The following is a 13,461-nucleotide window of genomic DNA, read 5'->3' on the forward strand; positions in this document are numbered from 1 at the left end:
AGCTTATGCACAGATATTCATGCTCTAATCAATAACTACTGCGCCTTAAACATTCCATTACTGAAAAACATCGTTATCTAAAAAAGAGATTGTATTTTTGTGAGAAGAGATTTAATTACGATAATGGAAGCACCTTTAGCAGAACGAGTACGCCCACATACACTGAGTGACTATGTCAGTCAAGAACACCTCGTGGGAGAGAATGGTATCTTAACGAATCAGTTAAAAGTTGGGTTTATCCCATCCTTAATCTTTTGGGGACCTCCAGGTACAGGCAAAACTACTCTGGCAGAGATTATCGCAAAAGAAAGCGAGAGACCCTTCTATGTATTGAGCGCAATTAACTCAGGGGTTAAAGATATCAGAGAAGTAATCGAGAAGGCAAAGTCTAACAGTGGTCTATTCACTGCTAGGAACCCTATCCTATTCATCGATGAGATACACCGCTTTAGTAAATCTCAACAAGACTCTCTACTAGCTGCAGTAGAGCGTGGCTGGGTCACGCTAATCGGTGCTACAACAGAGAATCCGAGCTTCGAAGTTATCCCTGCTCTTCTCTCTAGATGTCAGGTCTACACACTTAATGCGTTTACAAAAGAAGACCTACAGCACCTCCTAGAGCGCGCTATGAATAAAGATCTATTCTTAAAAAAGAAAAAGATAACCCTGACAGAGACAGAAGCTCTATTTAGAATATCAGGTGGAGATGGTCGTAAGCTACTAAACACCTTCGAGCTTATCATCAATGCTACTCATGATAACGAGATAGAAATCACCAATGAACGCGTAATGCAAGTAGTACAAAAGAATACTGTACTATATGATAAGACTGGTGAGCAGCACTATGATATCGTATCTGCTTTTATCAAGTCTATCAGAGGTAGTGATCCTAATGGGGCTGTATATTGGCTGGCAAGAATGATAGAGGGTGGTGAAGATGTGAAGTTCATCGCACGAAGATTACTTATAGCTGCATCAGAAGATATCGGGAATGCTAATCCGACTGCACTCATTATGGCAAATAATACCTTCCAGGCCGTATCTGTCATAGGATACCCTGAGAGTAGAATATTATTAAGCCAATGTGCTATCTATCTAGCTACATCCCCTAAGAGTAACTCTACCTATCTAGCGATAGGCAAAGCACAGCAACTCGTCAAACAAACAGGTGACTTATCTGTACCTATACACTTAAGGAATGCACCTACTAAACTAATGAAAGAACTAGGGTATGGCAAAGAGTACTTATACTCACATGACTATACAAATAACTTCGTAGAACAAGAGTTTCTACCAGATGAGCTAGAAGGCACTGTACTCTATGAACCTGGTGTAAACAATAGAGAGAATAGTACTCGAGAATTCTTGCGCAATAGATGGCAATTTAAATACAACTATTAAATAGAAAGACCTGCTTATAGCAGGTCTTTTAGTTCTATTAATTTCTGTACGTGATAGATCTGAGGGGTTACTTTTTCTTTAGATTGACTGTAGTAGATTGCATCCATTCCTACGCCTAGTGCTCCTTCTATATCCGCTAAGAAGTTATCACCTATCATCACGGAGTCTTTCACTCCTGCCTTTGCTTTATCTAAAGCATAGTTAAATATCTCAGGATTTGGCTTACTCACTCCAGCCATTTCAGAATTAGTCACTGTCTGAAAATAACCTGATATCCCTGATCGATCTAACTTTTTGCCTTGCACTTCATTAAAACCGTTGGTAATAATATGAAGTTTATATTTGTCTTGTAAGTAGTCTAATACTTCTATCGCACCATCAAATAAATAATTATGATTAGGCATAGCCTTTAGATAATTATCCCCTAGTAGCAACATCTCTTCTGTAGTAGACTGATACCCTAACTTAGCAAAGGTATCTCTGATTCTCCCGATTCTAAGCTCTTCTTTACTTACCTGATTTAGACTATACTTGTCCCAATACTCATTGTTGATTGCAACATAGTGGCTTAGAAAAGCCTCTGTGCTAAAAGGTAATTTTAATTCTTCAATAACATCATTAAAAGCTAAAGCAGAGTTCTTCTCAAAATCCCATAAGGTATGATCTAAATCAAAAAAGATATCTGTCTTACTCGTTAAGCTTTTTACTCCCATTTTTTATAATCTTTTGTTTGAATTACAAAAGTAGGTATTTTAGAACTAAATCTACTTATAAAATACTCTCATCTGCAAAGCTATAATAACTGTATTCCGTAATAATCAAATGATCTAGTAACTGTATGTCCATAATACGCCCTGCTTCTTTAATCTTCTTAGTGATCTGTATATCTGCATCACTAGGCTTGACCTTACCACTAGGGTGATTATGCGTTAAGATTATCCCGACAGCCTTCTGCTCTAATGCTGTCTGAAATAACAGTCTTATGTCTACTACAGTACCGGTGATTCCTCCCTTACTCAATGGAGCTTTATACTTCACCTTATTAGAGTTATTCAGATATAACACCCAAAACTCCTCATGTTCTAAATCCCCTATGATAGGATTAATCAGTTCAAACACATCACTGCTAGTAGTGATGATAGGTTCTTCTATACGCTCACTTAATCTCCTTCTCTGCCCTATCTCTAAAGCCGCAATAATCGCAATAGCCTTCGCTTCTCCTATTCCTTTAAACGCAGTGAGCTTCGAGATACTCTGTTTCGCTAATACACTTAGATTATTATTATACATCGCTAATATACGCTTACACAGCTCTACAGCAGACTCCTCTCTATGCCCTGATCCTATGAGTATCGCTAATAGTTCGGCGTCACTTAAGGAAGTCTTTCCCTTCAGCATTAGCTTTTCTCTAGGTCTATCATCTTCTGCCCATTGTTTGATCGTAATCTTTTGGTGTTCCATAGTCATTGTTTTATACTATTCTATCGTACAAAAACTAAACCTAATGAAGCTATTCTATATAAAGCTTCTATTAAAAAGCAGTCAGTATTCAAACAAAAAAAGGTTATCAAATACAGCTGTACTTGATAACCTCTTTAATAGTATTATAATAATGACGTATGCCGTCTATTTATTCTTTACTTTCTCACTAAAAGCTTGCATATCTAATCCACCATAGTTACCTGAACTCATGAATAACAATACAGCATTGTTTAAGTCTAATTGCTCTAAATATTGTTTGAAATCAGCAGCGTTAGTATACGTAGCTAACCCTGGTCTATTAAATGCCGTCTGCATCTGCTCTTGAGAGATCTCTGGCATATTCTTAATCTTAAGCGCATCTAAAGAATAGAATACCACTGCTTCGTCTGCCTTAGCTAACGCACCTTCGTACTGTGATAAGAAGGCCGAGTTAAGACTACTGTATGTATGTAGTTCTAGACATGCGATTACTTTCTTATTAGGGTACTGTGCTTTCACAGCTTCTGTTGTAGCGATCACTTTACTCGGTGAATGTGCAAAGTCTTTATAGATCACTGTTTGGTCTGTCTCTACTAACTTCTCTAGTCTCTTAGATGCCCCTTTAAACGATGCGATAGCTTCGTAGAAATCTTCTTCATCTATCCCCATATTCTGACAGATCCACTTCGCTCCACTTATATTACTAAGGTTGTGCTTACCAAAAACCTCTAACGGCATAGGCCCGTCATTCGTATCTAAGTAAGTCTGCTCATTCTCGATAGTATAAGAAGGTGTAGTATAAGGTATCTTTCTAATCGGATTAGTAGCTTCTTCTACCAGTTGGTTTACCACAGCGTCTTCTTCGTTATAGACTAAGATTCCACCATTCACTAACTTTCCAATAAAAATCTTAAACTGCTCTACATAGTTTTCAAAAGTTGGGAATACATTGATATGATCCCATGCGATACCACTTAACAAGGCGATATTCGGCTGGTAGATATGAAACTTAGGACGAAGATCTAATGCTGATGATAGGTATTCATCACCTTCTATCAACATAAATTCATTATCTGAAGTAAGGTTTACCATTCTATCGAAGCCTTCTAACTGTGCCCCTACTAGATAATCTACTTCTACATTATGATAATGCATCACATGTAATATCATAGAAGTAATGGTAGTCTTACCATGAGACCCACCTATCACTACACGTGTTTTATTTTTAGAATGTTCGTAGATAAACTCAGGGTAAGAATAAATAGTCAGTCCTAATTCTTTTGCTTTTAGCAATTCTGGGTTATCCCCCTTAGCATGCATCCCTAGAATAATAACGTCTATCTCTTCTGTTATCTTCTCTGGGAACCACCCTTCTTCTTTTGGTAATAATCCCTTAGCCTCTAATCTAGACTTAGAAGGTTCAAATATAGTGTCATCACTACCTGTTACAATATCTCCTTTTGCATGTAAGGCTAATGCCAAATTGTGCATTGCACTTCCTCCGATTGCGATAAAATGTATACGCATTATATAAGTTTTTTACTGTCAATTCTACTAGTTGTAAAATTACAATTTAAATAACAATATGAAATTCTTTTTCTTTATATTACATTCAATTTTTAGCTAATATACCATGCAACATGATAAATCCTATTACGAAATAAACAACAACAGAGATACGAGTCTTGTTTACTACATTATCTCCTTTGTATGTTCGGTTATTGCATTCTTTATCTGTTGGATTCCTTTTGTCAATTTTATCTCTATATTTTTTAGCCTTATAGGTCTTGCCTTCGGCATCGCAGCCTATCGAAGAGCTAAAAAAGCTCTTGTCAGTACTACTATGCCCTTAGTTGCTATTATTATTTCACTGTTTCCACTAGTAATCTCTATAGGCACTACATCGGTACTACTCATCTATATCAATAAATAGATACTTTATAAATATAAAAAGCTCAAGTGACCTTGAGCTTTTTTCATTCTTAATAATTCAGTCCTAAATACTTTCTAAAGTAACCACATTCTTTAATTACTTCTTGGTAATATTTTGTATCACTATACTTAGCAGCTAATTCTGAGAAGCCATTCCACTTCTTAAACATGACATCATCACCCCATGCTCCCATATAATAATCCTTGTTATGATAAGTCTGTACATAGAATTCATTTCGCTCTAGCTTAGCATCGAAGTAAGCTAGCTTTGCTTTTTCTTCTTTTGTAGTCGCATGTTGCTTAGCTATCGCATAGTACTTTCTAGCATTATTCATATTCAAGATGCTAGACTTATTCTCCATACCGATACTATTACTGCCATACTCATCCCAAATACTGTTGTAATACAACACGCGTGCATTACCAAAATATGTAGCATTATAATAAGCATTACCTACTAAAAGTGCATTGCTAAATACATCTGTACCATTAGCAATATTCGCCTTCATATCTCTTAGTTTCTCTAAGAATGATAACTTCGTATATACCGTAGTCTGCTTAGCTGCATGATCACAATCGTTACAATCCTTGATCTTTCCATTAAATGGATTACCTAAAAGTGTAGCTGTGTTATACATAAACACTGTGTACTCATCATCATAGGTATTCTTTCTCTTGATAGGTTCTGCCTTCTTCATCTCTACAATAGCTTCATCTATCTTATCTTCATAGAATAAGTGAATCGCTCTACTCTCATAGATATCACTAAGATTATATTGATATAAAGATGTGAACAACTTTTCTATCTCTGAATGATTCGTTTTTAATAAGAAACTCTCCATAGCACTAGACTGTTTCTTATCCTTATAAAAAGCTACACCTTGAGAGTTTAATATCTCTGCCATGATAGCATTGCCTTGCTCTTTATAAGTAGCTGATAAAAATTGTCTAATCCAACCTGCTGCATACTCATATCTAAAAGGATCACTATAGTCATTCTTCACTAGGTCTGTATAGACCCATTTCAGTTCTGGCAATAGTTTTTCTTCTGTACTCTTATCTAGTTTTTTGACTTGAGATACAGTATTAATCAAGGCAAATAATCGGATTTGCTCTGCTAATAATTTATCTCCTTTTTTAGAATAATCACTTGCTTCCTCTATTTGCTTAGTGGCACTCTTGTACTCTCCTTGAAAGATATCCATATACCCTGCCGCTAACTTCCACAACACTGGATTGGCTACTTCTTGTGGTTTATCCGCGACAGACTTTATCCACTTCAGTGTATTCTGATCTATCTTCTTCTTAATCGCCTTGAAATACTCATCACGAGATTTAAAACTACTTTCTGCAAATACATTCACTTCCTGCTCTTGCATGTTCACCCATCTCGTCAAGATGTAATCTATATGCGGGCTCTTCGGGTTAACCTCATAGGCACGCTTCATAGATTCACCTAGGTCATCATAGTATCCCATTATAGACCATATCGCTGCTTTCACATCTCTATCTTCTGTATTCTCCACTATTTTAGTAATAGCCGCTTTATCAAGAGGCTTAAAGTTATACAAAGCAACTTGACGCATAGAAGGTTCTCTATCAAAAACAGTAGCGTATAGTAGGTTTGACTTCGCAAAATTAGCTAGCTCATAATACGCCCCTGCGACATAAGACATCGCTCTATAATACAGTGTATTTTGAGGTTGACTACTCGCTGTAGATTCAAAATAAGCAATCACACTACTCTTATCTGCTGAGTAGAACTTAGCTTTCATTACCTGAAACCACATTCTATTAGCAAAAAAAGTATCCTTCTTATCCATCTTCTCATAGAAGCTCTGTACTTTATTGGCATAGTCTGTTGGCAATTGCTCTTTGACTTGTTGCTCATAGTTCCAATACTCGAACTCTTGAGCTGAATACTGTTCTACTGTTTTGGCAAAGTTTAGAAAGTTAATAAAGTTCTCTACTTTCTTATTCTTTAAGTCTAAGTCATAGATACTACTTCGTTTCTTTCCTTTTCGCAGTTCACTATATATAGTATACATCGTGTCTATCTCAAACTCATTAGACACTAAACATTCCTTCACTACATCCGCTGGTACAGTATTCCCTAAATATTGTGTCCACTCCTTAACAATATCCTCATTATACATACCTGCGTTATACATGTATGCACCATCATAGAACTTCTCATAAGGTGCAAAAAACAAAGGCTTATATGAGTTATCTACAAATGCTTCTGGTGTAAAACTTGAAACAGAGGAATAACTCCACCACCCATCAGCACATCCGTATGAATACACACCTGCTCCTAACAGCAGTGATAAGCTACTCGCATACAACAATCTTTTTCCAAACTTCTTTTTCATAATAAGGGATATTTCTTGAATTTAAATCATATAGTATAATTTCAGAGGGGCACTTCCCACTTGCCTTCTCTAAGTCTTTTTTCATCTCTAACAACTGCTCACTAGTAGTCGTTTCTACTTTTATCTGGTCGCCAACTAAAAACAATTGTCCAAAGTACATTCCTTCTTTTGTCACACTATATCTAGTCTCATCTATTCTTTTAAAAGCACTTATTTTATCCACTTCATCTGTACGAACTCTACTGATCAAGCGAACTACTTTATTAGCTCTAGTATGTACTACCCATGAATAAATAGGAAAAGCATACTTCAGTTCTAAAGGATAATCGGCCAATGCACCTATATATTTGCTCCCTATATTACGGTCATAAATAGAGTTCAACGAATCTGCTGAGATAGTCCCCATATTATAGTACATCAGTACACCATAGTCTACTTTTGGTATTCCTGTCTTAGCAGCGTACTTCACTTGGTGTAGTCTAATCGTAGATGACACCTTCCACTGACTTTCTTTCTTAATTGACTCTATCAATTCAAAAAAAGAATCCTTACTCTTTAAGCTCCAATCACAGTCTAATTGTATCTCACTTATCTGTATATGGTTGTGTTTATTAATCTGATTGATATAGTCTATTATCTTTTTTGACAATTCTCTATCTACCTTACTATTCACTAAGACTTCATTCTTGATATACACAACAGGAACAATCTCTACATCAAGAATAGAGTCTTTAAACAGTATAGGTCGTATAGGTATAGGAGAATCACCTTGTAGTCCAATATCAAAATAGCGAATATAAAGCTTGTCCACTTCTAACTCTTTAAGCGTAGTTCTTTCTAGTGAGTCTAACTGAAAGTTAGTTCTCCAATAGTAAAAAGACAACTTCGTCTGCAAGTCCTTATCTCCCTTAGAGACACAACTAACCAAGAATATTAAACAGATAAATAACACATACTTTTTCATGATGTAAACTTAATTCAGGAAACATTTATGCACAAAAAAAAACGCCTAAATAATTTAGGCGTTTTGTGAATTTTAACTAAACGAACTATTTTACAATAGTCATCTCGTCTACAATATGTTTAGCGTCAGCGAACTTATCTATAATGAATAGTACGTAACGAATATCTACGTTAATTGTACGTTGTAATTTAGGGTCATAAATAACGTCTCCTGCCATAGCTTCGATATTACCATCAAACGCAAGTCCGATTAATTCTCCTTTTCCATTTAATACTGGAGAACCTGAGTTACCTCCCGTGATATCATGGTTAGTCAAGAAGTTTACAGGCATATGTCCTGCTTTATCAGCATACACACCATAATCTTTCTTATTATATAAGTCGATTAGTTTTTGTGGTGCTTCGAACTCTTCATCACCTACTTTATGTTTAGCAACTGTACCTTTTAAAGTAGTAAACCAGTTCTCTGCAGCATCATTTACTTTATTTCCTCTTGGTAGGTCTTTTACAGTACCATAAGTTAAACGTAAAGTAGAGTTTGCATCTGGATAGTACTTACCTGTAGGGTTACTTTTTTGTACTCCATCTACAAACAATCTATATGCTTTTTGGAACTTATCTTCTAATGCAGTTACATTATCAGGCATAGCTCTATAATGATCCATAATAGCTACAGATAACTTAAACATTGGGTCACGAGAAATAGTCACTCCTTTAGGATCTGCTAAGAAAGCATCAATAGCCTCTTGGTTAGCAAATACACTCTTTTCAAAAATCTCATCTACATACTTTTCAAAATCACCATTGTATTCTTTGTTGATTTCAGCTACATAAGGAGCGATGTCATATCCTGTAGATTTAGTTGCATAAAGAGCTAATTGTTTAGCTAACATTTCTCTTTCTAATGGCTCATAAGTACTACCATAGATACTCTTGATATACTCTTTAAACTCAGGTAACATCTCAGCACGTTTCTTATCATCACCAGCAGCATACGCTTCCATACCTCCAGCTAAACGATATGGCGCAGCTACTAAATTAGAAGTACGCAACATTGTCATTAAGTAATTATCATGACGAGACTTCTCATTAGTCGCTTTATACCATGCATTAATGTCTGCTATTACATTTCCGTATTTAGCAACGTTCTCTTTTTTAGAAGCCCATTTATGGAAATCTTTTTCAGCTTTTGTTTTAGTCGCCACAGTCTGGTGTTGAGTCAATGCATCAATCATACCTTGACGGTTCTTCCAGTAGTTAGCTACACCAGCATATTTAGATGCATAGTTAAGGCGTACTGCGTCATTTGCAGCCATATACTTTTTCATTACATCCATTCCTAACTTAGATCCTTCAACCCAAGCTGGATAAGCGAACTTAATGTTTTGCTCTACTCCTTGTGCAGGCATCCATCTATTTGTTCTACCTGGATATCCTAATATCATAGAGAAGTCACCTTCTTTTATACCTGTGATAGATACAGGTAAGTGGTGTTTAGGAACCATTGGTACATTATCTGCAGAGTACTCTGCAGGATTACCATCTTTATCCGTATAAACACGGAACAAAGAGAAGTCACCTGTATGACGTGGCCATTCCCAGTTATCAGTATCACCTCCGAACTTACCGATGCTGTTAGGAGGAGTTCCTACTAAACGTACATCATTATAATCTTGGTATACGAAATAGTAGAATTCATTACCTTGGAAGAATGATTTTACAGAAACAGTATATTTTCCATCTCCATCATTTTCTTTTTGAATCTTAGCGATTTCTTGGTTGATTGCTTTCTCTCTTTCGATTTCAGACATCTTATCATTAACAACGCTTAAGATACGCTTTGTTACATTGTCCATTCTCACAAAGAAACGAACAGAAAGACCTTTAGCAGCTCTCTCACTTGCTTTATCTTTTGCCCAGAATCCATTCGTTAAGATATCGTCTTCTGGTGTAGATAATTTAGCTATTTTATCATATCCACAGTGGTGGTTAGTCAATACCAAACCTTGATTAGATACAATCTCTGCTGTACATCCACCATCAAATTGTATAATAGCATCTTTCAACGAATGATTATTGATACTATATATTTCTTCAGATGTCAACTGTAGTCCCATCTTCTCCATATCGCGTTGGTTTAAACGCTCTATGAACATTAAGAACCACATCCCTTCATCAGCTTTTACCGTAGTAGGTATCGCTAATATGAATGCAGTTAAAAATAAAACGATTTTTTTCATATTAATTAGTATGTTAGAAATGCGAAGATAAATTTAATTCTATAAATCTTCCTCAATTGTTGTAATTATTCTTTGTCTGGTGATTGTTTATCAGCTGTTAACTTTTCCTCTCTACAAGCGTCTAAAGGGATATTATTATGGTTATCATATCGATTCTGTAATTCATCTACTACAGACTTATCCCATAGCTTTATCCCTGTAATATAAGCCGTTCTTGCAATCAAGAATGCTGCAACAGGAGAAGTGATAAACAAGAAAAATATAATAGCTAACACTTTAGTCGTTGTTGAAAATTCTGCAAAATGTATAGCTGCCGCTGTAAGAATACACCCGATACCTAAAGTCGCTGCCTTAATCGTAATAGACAGTCTAGTATAGAAATCAGGCATACGTACTATTCCTATGGAAGCTATTAACACAAATACTGCTCCTACAGTACTTAATATCATTATTAAAATATCAATCATCTCTATTTCTCTTTAATAAATAATAGGCAAAAGCCACTGTACTCAAGAATGCTATTAATGCCAATATCATTGCTACATCTAAGAATATTGGGTCATTAGCAATCAAGCTAAACACCCCGATCACTCCTACACCTACCGTAATCAGTAAATCTAGAGCTACTACTCTATCCGACACGCTTGGTCCTTTTAAAAATCTTATAAATATGAAGATTAAAGACAAGCTGATGATAGGCATAATTACGTATATTAAATAATCTTCTACTGTCATCGCAATATCTCTAATAGTTTAGTTTCTGTTCTCTCTTTCATATTTTTAATAAACTTGTGTTTATCTCTCAAATACATAGTATGTATATAAACATAACTTTTATCTTCCGCAATATCGATCACCATAGTACCTGGAGTTAAGGCAATGATATTGGTCAACATCGTAATCTCAAAATCTGTCTTAGCATCTAGATTGTACTTAATGATACCAGGTGTCGTATGATAATTAGGTGTCATTACATCTATCGCCACACGTAAGTTAGCCTCCATCATATCATAAATAAAATAGAGAATAAAGATCATAATCTTCGGTACACGATAAAAGTATTCCTTATCTGCTTGCTTAGATCGTCTTGTTAACATCCATAAAATAAAGAATCCTGCCGCACCTCCAAAGATGAAGTTAGAATAATTTAACTGTCCTGTTAAAGCAACCCAGACAAATGTCAATAATAAATTAAGTAAAAAATACTTCAACATAATCTGCTTATTTTAAATGATGCATTACTGATTCTATATAGATTGACGGATTCATTAGTTCGTATGCTACACGTTCTGCTACTTTAAATACAAAAGAAGCATTAAACCCAATCAACAGAGATACTACAGCTAATCCAATAACTGGTAATACTAAAGCTATTTTACCTCTAGTATGGAACGGTGCGAAATAGTCTACCTCTTCCGCATTCGGCTTTGGCAAATCTTTCCAAAACACTTCTGACCAAATACGAGCTACAATAAATAAAGTAATAAAGCTCGCAAATATCAAGGTACCTAATAACACATAACTCTCCTGCTTAAAGGCCTCCTGAAACAAAAGAATCTTTGGCCAGAACCCAGACAACGGTGGTATACCTGCTAGAGAGAATAGGATAATCGCAAAGACGATAGACAACTTAGGGTAATCCTTATAGAACCCTCCTAATCGATAAATATCTTGTGTTACACGTATTTTCTGTATCAGACCACTCATCATAAAGAAGTTACTCTTCACAATAACATCGTGGATTAGATAGAACACTACTCCTACAAAAGCTAGCTCTGTATAGATACCAATACCTGCTATCAGATACCCTATATGACAAACAATAAAGTAAGATAATATTCTTCTAATATTACGCTTATTGATCACCCCTAGTGCTCCACTTATCATGGTAAGAATAGCAATAACTATAAATACTTGTAATACAAAATCATCAGGTTCGAATACTACTGTGAATACTCTTATCATAGAATACACTCCCATCTTAGTCAACAATCCTCCAAACACAGCACCGATAGCTGATGGTGGTGTATGATAAGACGATGGCAACCAGAAGTACATTGGGAACACTGCTGACTTAATACCAAAACCAACAAAGAACAACAATGCGGTTACTGTTACTAATCCTCTATTCTCCACTGCTGCTACATGTTCAGGTAGGTCTGCAATATTCAAACTACCTGTTATTCCATATAGAATCCCGATGGCTGTTAAGAAGATTACCGAAGCTAACATATTCATTGTTACATACTTCACAGCACCTTCCATCTGTCTCTTTTTTCCTCCTAATGTCAATAAAACAAAAGAAGAAATAATCACTACTTCAAACCACACATAAAGATTAAATATATCTCCTGTCAAAAAGGCTCCCATCAACCCCATAATTAGGAAGTGATAGATAAAGAAGTGTCCATATCGTATACGGCTAATATTAGTCGCAGCCGTTGAGTATATACCTACAGCTAATGACACTATAGCAGTAAGCATCACCATCGTAGCGCTCAACATATCACCTACGAAGGTAATTCCAAATGGTGCTTCCCAGCCTCCCATTTGTAAAGTCATATTTCCATTTTCCCATATTAGGGTAAACAACCTCAAACTCACAAAGAAGCCGATGATGTTACCTATTACACTCACAGTCTTCTGTGCCTGTACATTCTTCCAGAAGAACAACAGTACAATAGCCGTCAGCATATGTGCTAATATAGGAGCTAATATAAAGTTCGAAATCATATATCTAAATCTTGGATATTAAGTGAATCTAAATCATCAGTTCCTGTTGTCTCATGTACTTTCTTCAATAGAATAATAGCAAAAGCTGTCAACCCAAAACTAATAACTATGGCTGTCAAGATTAGTGCTTGGGGCACTGGGTCTGCATATACATCTGTAAAATGCTTACTCTCTCCGTTAATGATTGGTGCTTTCCCTTTGGTTAACTCTCCCATTAAGAAGATCAATATATTGGCGCCATTACCTAGCATCATAAACCCTAAAAGTAACTTAACCATGCTTCTACGCAAGATTAAGTATATACCTGCAGAATATAAGATTCCAACTAATAATACTAATAGTAATTCCATACTTATCTC

General features: G+C 35.8%; 12 protein-coding genes. 1 reads left to right on the forward strand and 11 read right to left on the reverse strand.

What is annotated here, in order from left to right:
• The first annotated feature begins 123 nt into the window (after positions 1 to 123).
• The gene (locus BK054_RS02570; RefSeq protein WP_036471834.1) at positions 124 to 1,401 is read left to right on the forward strand and encodes a replication-associated recombination protein A; all 1,278 of its coding nucleotides are present in this window, start codon (positions 124 to 126) and stop codon (positions 1,399 to 1,401) included.
• Positions 1,402 to 1,415: 14 nt separating this feature from the next.
• Here BK054_RS02570 and BK054_RS02575 read toward each other — a convergent pair whose 3' ends face one another.
• From BK054_RS02575 to BK054_RS02625, 11 genes are all read right to left on the reverse strand, one after another.
• A complete protein-coding gene (locus BK054_RS02575; RefSeq protein ID WP_006259505.1) occupies positions 1,416 to 2,114 on the reverse strand; it encodes a YjjG family noncanonical pyrimidine nucleotidase in 699 nt (232 codons plus the stop codon).
• 55 nt (positions 2,115 to 2,169) lie between these two features.
• Entirely contained in the window at positions 2,170 to 2,862 is a 693-nt protein-coding gene (radC, locus tag BK054_RS02580; protein WP_006259506.1) for a RadC family protein, read from the reverse strand.
• A gap of 165 nt (positions 2,863 to 3,027) precedes the next feature.
• The gene (locus tag BK054_RS02585; RefSeq protein WP_006259507.1) at positions 3,028 to 4,389 is read right to left on the reverse strand and encodes a UDP-N-acetylmuramate--L-alanine ligase; all 1,362 of its coding nucleotides are present in this window, start codon (positions 4,387 to 4,389) and stop codon (positions 3,028 to 3,030) included.
• A gap of 455 nt (positions 4,390 to 4,844) precedes the next feature.
• Positions 4,845 to 7,166 carry a hypothetical protein gene (locus BK054_RS02590; protein ID WP_006259508.1) on the reverse strand — a complete coding sequence of 774 codons (2,322 nt, stop codon included), beginning with the start codon at positions 7,164 to 7,166 and terminating at the stop codon, positions 4,845 to 4,847.
• Positions 7,126 to 8,130: a hypothetical protein gene (locus BK054_RS02595; protein WP_006259509.1), complete on the reverse strand. Its 1,005-nt coding sequence runs from the start codon at positions 8,128 to 8,130 to the stop codon at positions 7,126 to 7,128. Before BK054_RS02595 ends, BK054_RS02590 begins: the two co-directional genes overlap by 41 nt.
• An 85-nt stretch (positions 8,131 to 8,215) precedes the next feature.
• The gene (locus BK054_RS02600; RefSeq protein ID WP_006259510.1) at positions 8,216 to 10,369 is read right to left on the reverse strand and encodes a S46 family peptidase; all 2,154 of its coding nucleotides are present in this window, start codon (positions 10,367 to 10,369) and stop codon (positions 8,216 to 8,218) included.
• A 65-nt stretch (positions 10,370 to 10,434) separates the two neighbouring features.
• Complete coding sequence (gene mnhG / locus BK054_RS02605) at positions 10,435 to 10,836, reverse strand: monovalent cation/H(+) antiporter subunit G (protein ID WP_006259511.1); 402 nt, start codon at positions 10,834 to 10,836, stop codon at positions 10,435 to 10,437.
• Positions 10,829 to 11,104 (reverse strand): cation:proton antiporter, encoded by a 276-nt coding sequence (locus BK054_RS02610; RefSeq protein WP_006259512.1) that lies wholly within the window; start codon positions 11,102 to 11,104, stop codon positions 10,829 to 10,831. The genes mnhG and BK054_RS02610 overlap by 8 nt, the downstream gene beginning before the upstream one ends.
• Positions 11,101 to 11,583, reverse strand: coding sequence for a Na+/H+ antiporter subunit E (locus BK054_RS02615; protein WP_006262079.1), 483 nt, complete (start codon positions 11,581 to 11,583; stop codon positions 11,101 to 11,103). Before BK054_RS02615 ends, BK054_RS02610 begins: the two co-directional genes overlap by 4 nt.
• Positions 11,584 to 11,590: 7 nt before the next feature.
• Complete coding sequence (locus BK054_RS02620) at positions 11,591 to 13,102, reverse strand: proton-conducting transporter membrane subunit (RefSeq protein ID WP_006264730.1); 1,512 nt, start codon at positions 13,100 to 13,102, stop codon at positions 11,591 to 11,593.
• Positions 13,099 to 13,452 carry a Na+/H+ antiporter subunit C gene (locus BK054_RS02625; protein ID WP_006259515.1) on the reverse strand — a complete coding sequence of 118 codons (354 nt, stop codon included), beginning with the start codon at positions 13,450 to 13,452 and terminating at the stop codon, positions 13,099 to 13,101. The genes BK054_RS02620 and BK054_RS02625 overlap by 4 nt, the downstream gene beginning before the upstream one ends.
• Between the last annotated feature and the right edge of the window lie 9 nt (positions 13,453 to 13,461).

The sequence above is a fragment of the Myroides sp. ZB35 genome, assembly GCF_001865835.1.
In the GTDB taxonomy this organism is placed as follows: Bacteria; Bacteroidota; Bacteroidia; order Flavobacteriales; family Flavobacteriaceae; genus Flavobacterium; species Flavobacterium odoratimimum.

Bases quoted from the DNA above. Each gene is read 5' to 3' on its own strand.
- BK054_RS02600 (WP_006259510.1), bottom strand. From the start codon at position 10,369: ATGAAAAAAATCGTTTTATTTTTAACTGCATTCATATTAGCGATACCT.
- BK054_RS02625 (WP_006259515.1), bottom strand. From the start codon at position 13,452: ATGGAATTACTATTAGTATTATTAGTTGGAATCTTATATTCTGCAGGT.
- BK054_RS02620 (WP_006264730.1), bottom strand. From the start codon at position 13,102: ATGATTTCGAACTTTATATTAGCTCCTATATTAGCACATATGCTGACG.
- mnhG (WP_006259511.1), bottom strand. From the start codon at position 10,836: ATGATTGATATTTTAATAATGATATTAAGTACTGTAGGAGCAGTATTT.
- BK054_RS02595 (WP_006259509.1), bottom strand. From the start codon at position 8,130: ATGAAAAAGTATGTGTTATTTATCTGTTTAATATTCTTGGTTAGTTGT.
- BK054_RS02575 (WP_006259505.1), bottom strand. From the start codon at position 2,114: ATGGGAGTAAAAAGCTTAACGAGTAAGACAGATATCTTTTTTGATTTA.
- radC (WP_006259506.1), bottom strand. From the start codon at position 2,862: ATGGAACACCAAAAGATTACGATCAAACAATGGGCAGAAGATGATAGA.
- BK054_RS02590 (WP_006259508.1), bottom strand. From the start codon at position 7,166: ATGAAAAAGAAGTTTGGAAAAAGATTGTTGTATGCGAGTAGCTTATCA.
- BK054_RS02585 (WP_006259507.1), bottom strand. From the start codon at position 4,389: ATGCGTATACATTTTATCGCAATCGGAGGAAGTGCAATGCACAATTTG.
- BK054_RS02570 (WP_036471834.1), top strand. From the start codon at position 124: ATGGAAGCACCTTTAGCAGAACGAGTACGCCCACATACACTGAGTGAC.
- BK054_RS02615 (WP_006262079.1), bottom strand. From the start codon at position 11,583: ATGTTGAAGTATTTTTTACTTAATTTATTATTGACATTTGTCTGGGTT.
- BK054_RS02610 (WP_006259512.1), bottom strand. From the start codon at position 11,104: ATGACAGTAGAAGATTATTTAATATACGTAATTATGCCTATCATCAGC.